6 protein-coding genes are annotated in these 8,478 nt (G+C 41.7%); 2 read left to right on the top strand and 4 right to left on the bottom strand.

Annotated features, from left to right (window positions below; all coding sequences use genetic code 11):
• Nucleotides 1-225 precede the first annotated feature (225 nt).
• The gene (locus HWQ41_RS26230; protein WP_292769661.1) at nt 226-870 is read left to right on the top strand and encodes a Uma2 family endonuclease; all 645 of its coding nucleotides are present in this window, start codon (nt 226-228) and stop codon (nt 868-870) included.
• 11 nt (nt 871-881) lie between these two features.
• On the opposite strand, the gene HWQ41_RS26225 is transcribed toward HWQ41_RS26230, so the two are convergent.
• The 4 genes from HWQ41_RS26225 to HWQ41_RS26210 form a co-directional block, all read right to left on the bottom strand.
• Nucleotides 882-1,805, bottom strand: coding sequence for a tetratricopeptide repeat protein (locus HWQ41_RS26225; protein ID WP_292769659.1), 924 nt, complete (start codon nt 1,803-1,805; stop codon nt 882-884).
• A gap of 183 nt (nt 1,806-1,988) precedes the next feature.
• Complete coding sequence (gene petJ, locus HWQ41_RS26220) at nt 1,989-2,324, bottom strand: cytochrome c6 PetJ (RefSeq protein WP_292769664.1); 336 nt, start codon at nt 2,322-2,324, stop codon at nt 1,989-1,991.
• 340 nt (nt 2,325-2,664) lie between these two features.
• Nucleotides 2,665-3,159, bottom strand: coding sequence for a GNAT family N-acetyltransferase (locus HWQ41_RS26215; protein ID WP_292769657.1), 495 nt, complete (start codon nt 3,157-3,159; stop codon nt 2,665-2,667).
• A gap of 366 nt (nt 3,160-3,525) precedes the next feature.
• The gene (locus HWQ41_RS26210; RefSeq protein WP_292769655.1) at nt 3,526-4,698 is read right to left on the bottom strand and encodes an RpoD/SigA family RNA polymerase sigma factor; all 1,173 of its coding nucleotides are present in this window, start codon (nt 4,696-4,698) and stop codon (nt 3,526-3,528) included.
• Between the two features lie 799 nt (nt 4,699-5,497).
• Here HWQ41_RS26210 and priA point away from each other — a divergent pair.
• Nucleotides 5,498-8,068: a primosomal protein N' gene (priA, locus tag HWQ41_RS26205; RefSeq protein ID WP_292769654.1), complete on the top strand. Its 2,571-nt coding sequence runs from the start codon at nt 5,498-5,500 to the stop codon at nt 8,066-8,068.
• Nucleotides 8,069-8,478 lie beyond the last annotated feature (410 nt).

Genomic DNA, 8,478 nt, shown 5'->3' with positions numbered 1-8,478 from the left:
GCTATGGCGTACAGGAAACGCTATATATCTTTTAGTCTGCTTCAAACGCTCAAATTCCCAAACGTGCAATCTCGAAGGGCTAGAGATATTGCGCTTAATAAGCAAGCTAACCTTTTAAAGGCGAAGGAGAATAAGCTTCAAAGCCTCTTCCCTTGTAGCAATTACGAATTACGTTAGCATTGATAAAACTGGACGCTTCGCAAACACAATAGAAGTCAATAATTTATGATTCAAGCCTTACGCAAACTAGTTACATTCGATGAATTCGTTGCTAGATATCCTGACAACACAGGAAAACGTTATGAATTGCATGATGGAGTAATAGTCGAAATGTCCCAACCAACAGGCGATTATGAAGAGGTAGTTGGATTTTTCGCCTTTGAAATTACTAGAGAGTGTATTCGTTTAAATCTCCCCTACTTCATACCCAAAACAGCATTAGTCAAACCGCCTGAAAATGAATCTGCTTACTCACCAGATGTGCTGATATTAAATCGCCCCAGTTTGGTAACCGAACCTCTGTGGAAAAAAGAATCTACTATAAGCCTTGCAGAATCAATACCCTTAGTAGTTGAGGTAGTGAGTAGCAATTGGCGCGATGATTATTTAAAAAAAGCTGCTGACTATGAGGCTGTAGGCATCCCAGAATACTGGATTGTAGACTATGCTGCTTTAGGCGGTAGGCGATTTATTGGCAACCCCAAACAACCAACTGTCTCGCTTTACACCTTAATTGAGGGAGAATACCAAGTCAGCCAGTTTCAAGGTAGCGATGCCTGCGGCGGTAAACAACGCATTATCTCACCTACTTTCCCAGAGTTAAATTTAACCGTCGAACAGATTTTTCAAGCTGGTGGATACTCTGCATAACTCTGACAGTCCTAGAAAAGAGCGATTTCAGTTGCAAAGGAAATTTTTTGTCGCAAATTCTTGAGTAAATCTAGAGTTTTTTCGTAGGCAACTCTCTTTCCTTGGTTTTCAAAGTACTTAGATGCTTTTTGTAAATCAGACATTGCTTCTAAATGATATCCTAAGCGATAACGAGCTACTCCCCGATTAACATAAGCCTGGGGGTTACTGGGGTTAAGTCTGATGACTTGAGAAAAATCACGCACTGCACCAAAGTCATCTCCATTTTGTCCGCAAGCACAACCCCGGTTAAAGTACGCCCTATAATCGTTAGCATTGAGACGAATTGCTAGATTAAAGTCGAGCATAGCCGCTTGGGTATCTTGCAAGACAAAATGCGCCAAACCTCGGTCATTATAGATATCTGCAAGCAGTAAGCTACTGATTCTCTGAATTTGAGTTAGGGCTAAATTAAAGTCAAGAATTGCCTCAAAGTCTTTCCCCTCGCCAGCACGGGCTAACCCTCGGTTGTAGTAAGCTCGAAAATCGGATGGTTTAAGTGCGATCGCTCGATTATGATCAACAATAGCACCGGCATAATCCCCTTGTCTGTAGAGTGCCACTCCCCGGTTTAGATAAGCCTCAAAGTTATCAGGTGCAAAATTTATTGCTTGAGTACAATCTGTAACAGCTTGATGGTAATCTTGTAATTGGAGATAAGCAAGACAGCGATCGCTATAAGCTACAGCAAAATCTTTCTCAAGTTCAATCGCCTGGTTTAAATTCTCTATTGCTTCCTGGTAATTACCGCGCCGCATCTTATCTACACCCAATTTCAAGAAATTACCCGTTGTAATTTGCGTGATAGATATGGGTGATGAATGTGCGGATGGAGTCAAACAAATGAAAGATAAAGCAATAATTGCACTGAGAAATAATCGCCACAAATCACTCATAAGACCAAATTAAGATAGGTAGTATTGTTTGATATTCTTGGAACAGTCTTTTTGTAAAGACTCTTAATCCAAAATCTAAAATCCAAAATTGGTATAAGTATCCTATTTGACAATTTCGGCAACCCTAAAATTCGCGGGACAAAAAGCCCCGCAAATTGTTAATTCTGGAAGTTAGATTTTAGTCTACTTCCAGTCCTTATCTGCTTGGGAAAGCACATAAGCCGCTACATCTTCAATTTGGTTAGGTTTCAAACGTTTGCCGAAGGCAGGCATGGCATTTTTACCTTTTGTAACTTGGGCAATAATCGCCTCTGCTGAGTACAAACCATACTTTTCCAAAGCATCTTTCTTCAGGTTTTTGTTAGCCTGAACCAGATTTTTACCTCCCGCGTGACAAGAAGCACAATTGGCACTAAATACTTTAGCTCCACCAACAGCATCTGCTGCCAATGCTGGACTACTGAAGGCAAAGGTGAAGATTGCTATGCCTAACAGCATGACTGTAATAATTTTTTTCATTTCGTGTTCTCTCTGCAATAACGGCTTATTCGGTGCCATATCCTCCATAATTGTCAGTTGAGCCGTTGCCATAGTCAAATGACAAGCTGTCAAACTTCGCTATCAAGCTTTTGGATTTTGAATATTCGGGGTTTTAGATTTAGGGTTGTTAGTACGAAACGATATCGATACGCTACGCGTAGCTTGCTTCTCCGTAGGAGTATGCATCTACACTGATGATTAAAATAAAAATTTATGTAAGTTTGAATACTTTATAACCAATAAATGATAAAAATTTAAGGATGAAATATTCAAGATAAAAATTGTCTCGTTTCATCCTTTATACTTCATCCTTTGTTTTTTATTTAACAGATCCTAACTGAATAAGCACATCTTCTGTAATACGACAAATTCTCCAATCATCTAATATAGATGCTCCCATACTATGGTAGAATTCTTGGGCTGATTCGTTCCAATCCAACACACTCCACTCTAACCGCCCACAATCACGTTCTACAGCTATCTGGGCTACTTTAGTAAGGAGAGCCTTACCAATACCTTGTCTGCGATATTCTGGTAAAACAAATAAATCTTCCAGATAAATTCCTGGCTTAGTCAGAAATGTTGAATAATTATGAAAAAATAGGGCAAAACCAACAGCTTGACCCGCAGATTCTGCTAAGATTGCCTCTACATACCTCCGTGAACCAAATAAATGCTCCTTAAGTGCCAGAGCATTGCCAGTAATAGCGTGAGATAATTTTTCATACTCTGCAAGCCCCTGAATTAATTTAAACAGTATGCTGTAATCAGCTGCTTGGGCAAAACGCAAAATCAAATTGCTACGTGAAGTCATTAGTCTATAGTCCATAGTTCATAGTCCATAGTCTATAGGCAACGGTGCAATTTTTTTTGAGTAATGACTAAACAAAAGCCGAAAAAAGGTACAAAACGCCCGGTTTTTGTAACTTGCAGTAGGTGAAGCTCAAGAAATATACAGATACAAGCTCTCTAAATTCGTTAGGAATGTGGATTTAATAAAGAGCAAGTTTTGTAAAGTGTTTTATGGACATTTGTCCTAATGCACCTACAATTTCGTAGGGTGCATTACGCTACGCAATAACACACCCTACGAAATTTAAAGTTTTGCACTTTAGTTGATCCATGTTAGTTAGTGGAGCTAATTAGGTCAGGTATTGCGTCTCTATCTTCGTAAATGTAATTAAATCAACCAACCTTTTAAGCGTTTGGCTATGTGGGGACGGCGCAATTTCCGCATGGCTTTGCTTTGAATTTGACGCACTCGCTCACGAGAAAGATTGAACATGTTGCCAACTTCTTCTAAGGTACAGGGTTCGCTGGTTGTCAAACCATAACGCAGAGAAATCACATCTTTCTCCCGTGGAGTTAACACGTCACCCAAGACTTCCCAAATCTCCTGACGCATCATGTTTTCATTCATTTTTGCTTCTGGAGACAAGTTATCTTCATCTTCTAGCAAATCCATCAATTCCGTGTCTTCTTCTTTACCGACGCGGTGGTTGAGAGAAAGTGCTTGACGCCTTAGTTGTTGTAGCTGGCGTAGTTGTTGCACGCTAATTTCCAAAGCTTCTGCCATTTCACCTTCGGTAGGATTACGACAGAGTTTTTGTTTGAGTTCCCGTTGGGCTTTTTTCAGCTTGTTAAGCTTTTCAACAATATGAATAGGTAGCCGGATTGTCCGCGCATCATTAGCTATAGCTCTGGTAATCGCTTGTCTAATCCACCAATAGGCGTAAGTAGAAAACTTATATCCTTTATCTGGATCAAACTTTTCTGTAGCGCGATTTAAACCCATTGCTCCTTCCTGAATTAAATCCAGAAAAGGCACTCCCCGATTCAGATATCGCTTGGCAATAGACACTACCAATCTCAGGTTCGAGCGAATCATTTTGCGTTTCGCTACTCTACCTTGATACAAGCGACTTTCTAATTGCTTTTCCGTCATTTCTAGCTCGGAAGCCACTTCTAGTTTAGTAGGTTCCTGTCCCAGTTTTAACTGTAAGGCAGCTTGTATTTCTCTTACTTCCTCTAGAAACCTGACTCGCCGCGCTAACTCCACTTCTTCATCAGCTTTTAGGAGTGGATAACGCGCCATTTCTTTAAAAAACGCGCCTACAGCATCATCATGTTCGGTTTTATTGTATCCCGAAGGACGAGCCGCCGCCATCTCATCTCCATCCCGTTCCTCTGATTCCAGATTCTCTACTATAATTGGAGACTCTTCATCTGCTACTGCATTTAAACTATCGAGTGATGGTTCGTCAATATCAGCAGTATTCTCCAGTATTTCCATTTTTCCCAATTCAACAATATTCATAGTTTCCTTTAGGGATTGTTGCTTTGTTTGGTACATAATTTAGTTACAGCTACTCGTTTGAGGCTTGGTAGTTTTCCCTAATGGACGAATGCACCCGTTTAGATAGCGAAATACAAGCTTCTGCTAATTTCTCTACAGGAATAAAAATTTGCATCTACCTAGCACCTATGGGTTACGGTTAGATACAACCTATAACGAAACTGGCCTTAGCATCCAACAAAACTTTATTCTCAGGCTACCAACAGATATATTCTTCATTTTTTTCTGAATTATCAAATATGTCAAACCCCCCTCAAACTTTCTCAACCTGAACAAATATAAAAATCTTAGCTAACCATCCAAATTTCTTAAACTTTCATATATTTTTCTAAATAATTTTAATGTTTAGGCGTTGGAAGTCACTGGAGAAATCGAAAACCTGGTGCTAGGGTTATGCATTCCCGATTTCAAGTTACCGACATGATACAAATTACAATAATGGCAGCTTAATTTCGGGATGATCTTATTTGTATAAAATAATCTCATATACAGAAAGGGTTGAATATCTATCGATAGGCGGAGAAAGGCTACTCCCTAATTAGTAGTTGGAGTAACTTTTGTGGACTTAGCCGAGATGCTTTTATTTTTAAGGTAGGCACAAAATATTTATTGCACGTATAGAAGAGGCAAAATTGTCTAGTAGATTACATAAGAGGAAACTTATCAAGTATTATGAAGGATAACAGTATTGAGAAATACCATTTGAGTCCAAAAAAGCAAAAAATTAGAGTTTAGTTAGCTAGGTTAATTATGACTAGCTATGTGAGTCAAATGTTAAACTATAAAGTCAGAAACTATGTATATTAATGACGTAAATTTATCTTCTGTGATGGTGGCTGAACCTGGGGAATCCTATCAGTTAAGTGCAACTGTTAATCGGTGGGTTGAAGTACTGGTAGACTGTCCAGGAAGTACAGGACTATTTACTTATCGATTACCAGCCCAGTTAGAAATAAAACCAGGGGATATTTTGAGCGTGCCATTTGGGGCACAACAATTAGGAGCGATCGCTATTCGGTTACTGGCACAACCAAATGTTGATCTAGCACCAGAAAAAATCCGGGAAGTAGAAGATATAGTCAGCGTTGGATTTTTCCCAAGTGCTTATTGGGAATTACTCAATCGAGTTGCTGCATATTACTATACACCCCTGATTCAAGTGATCCGGGTTGCTCTGCCACCAGGATTACTGGGGCGATCGCAGCGTCGTATCCGCCTTGTTAGAGGCGAGGGGGCAGGGGGAAATAGTTATTTACTGGCATCTCCTAATCCTTCAGCTTTTCTGACTCCAACTGCGCGGCAAGTTTGGGAACTTTTGCAAGCGCAGCTGGCGGGGGACTATAGTTTCGCCTACCTTCAACAAAAAGTCAAATCTGCTTATCGGGGAATTCGGGAGTTGTTGCGATTTGGTTTAGTAGAAAGCTACTTAGAACCGCCCCGACTAACTCGACCAAAGCTGCAAAAAGCAGTCACCCTCACAGGTACAATCGACCACGACTTAACGACTCGCCAAAGAGAGATTTTGGAAGTGCTGCGGCGGCGGGGTGGGGAGTTGTGGCAAAATGAGTTATTGCAAATTTGCAATGCTAGTTCCTCTATTCTCAAGACTTTGGCCCAAAAGGGTTACATCGTCATCGAAGAACGGGAAGTATTGCGAACAGAACAGGGGCCAGCTTTAGCAGGCGATAGCGCTAAATCCTTAACTGCTGCCCAAGCCAGCGCCTTAGAAACAATCCAGACACTAGATGGATTTGCTCAAGTTTTGTTGCATGGGGTGACAGGTTCGGGAAAAACCGAAGTATATTTGCAAGCGATCGCACCCCTTCTCAACCAAGGCAAATCCGCCCTTGTTTTAGTGCCAGAAATTGGACTCACACCCCAGCTAACTGATCGTTTTCGCGCCCGTTTTGGTAATAAAGTCAGCGTCTATCACAGCGCCCTCTCAGATGGTGAACGTTACGACACTTGGCGACAAATGCTCACAGGAGAACCCCAAGTTGTCATAGGTACCCGCAGCGCCGTTTTCGCTCCTTTACCTAAATTAGGTTTAATCATCTTAGATGAAGAACACGACAGCAGCTTTAAGCAAGACTCCCCCATACCCACCTACCACGCCCGTACCGTTGCCCAATGGCGAGCCGAATTAGAAAATTGTCCCTTGGTGTTGGGTTCCGCTACGCCTTCGTTGGAGAGTTGGGTAAGCGTCGTCACCTCACCCCCTAGCCCCCTCTCCGCAAGCAGAGAGGGGGGACAAGAAAGAAATCTTAACTCAGCAGGCAGGAATTATTACTTAAGTTTGCCGGAACGCATCAATTCCCGCCCTCTACCGCCGGTAGAAATAGTCGATATGCGGCAAGAGTTACAGCAGGGAAATCGTTCTATATTTAGTCGATCGCTGCAAGCAGCTTTGCAACAGCTGCAAGAGAGAAAACAACAGGGGATTTTATTTATCCATCGCCGGGGACATAGTACGTTTGTATCTTGTCGTAGTTGTGGATATGTGCTGGAATGTCCGCACTGTGATGTGTCGCTGGCGTATCACCACACCGAAGAAAAAGCGCCGGAATTATTGCGGTGTCATTACTGTAACTATGCGCGATCGCATCCTAAATTTTGCCCTGATTGTAGTTCCCCTTACCTGAAATTTTTCGGTAGCGGTACTCAACGGGTAACGCAAGAATTAGCGCGACAATTCCCAGAATTGCGCTTGATTCGCTTTGATAGCGATACCACCCGCAACAAAGGCTCACATCGTACTCTACTCACCCAATTTGCCAACGGCGAAGCGGATTTATTAGTAGGTACACAAATGCTCACCAAAGGTTTGGATTTACCGCAGGTGACACTTGTGGGCGTCGTCGCCGCCGATGGATTGCTAAATTTATCAGATTATCGCGCCAGTGAACGGGCATTTCAAACCTTGACTCAGGTAGCTGGACGTGCTGGTAGAGGCGACGATCCGGGTAGGGTAATTGTGCAGACTTATACCTCAGAGCATCAGGTAATTGCAGCAGTGCGATCGCACGATTATCAGTCTTTCTCTCAAGCTGAATTAGAACAACGCCAAGCACTCAATTATCCCCCTTATGGGCGGTTAATTTTGTTGCGCTTAAGTAGTCTTGACCCGATTCAAGTGCAAAATACCGCGCAAGTTATTGCTACAACCTTGAGTACAGAAGAAGAATTCGAGATATTAGGCCCAGCACCAGCGAGTATTTTACGAGTAGCTAATCGTTATCGCTGGCAGATATTGATTAAATTTGCCCCCGATGCATTGCCACAATTGCCAGATTGGGAAGAAGTGCGATCGCTCTGTCCCCAATCTGTTAGCTTGACCATTGATGTAGACCCGATCAATATTATGTAATTTTCTTGGGGTAAAAGATTGAGAAACCCGGCTTATTTAGATAAATCGGGTTTAGTTGGTATATTACGCCGTGTTTCACTAGTGGTTTATCGCAAAAGTTCTGATCGGTTTGTAGTAAGCACTAAAGTGCTTGAATATTTTAGGGCTAAAGTCCTTACTATAAACGTATTTAGCCCTCTCAATTAATGCGATGAACCACTAGTATAGCAGGGAACAGGGAATAGGGAACTCTTAACAGGGTTGAAAGTCTCTTGGTGTCAGTGTTTTCTGATTAGCTGATGTCAACCGCTACCTGGCAACTGCTATAAATGATGAAATTGCTAGCGTTTAAAGTTGGTGCCTGAATTCCAGTTATAGCAACGGACAAGAAGGTTAGGACATTAACTGATGATAAAACCTATATACAAACA

This window comes from Nostoc sp. NOS(2021), assembly GCF_017115025.1.
Classification (GTDB): domain Bacteria; phylum Cyanobacteriota; class Cyanobacteriia; order Cyanobacteriales; family Nostocaceae; genus Nostoc.
Note: the sequence above shows the minus strand (reverse complement) of the source record. Positions and strands in the feature narration are given on the sequence as shown.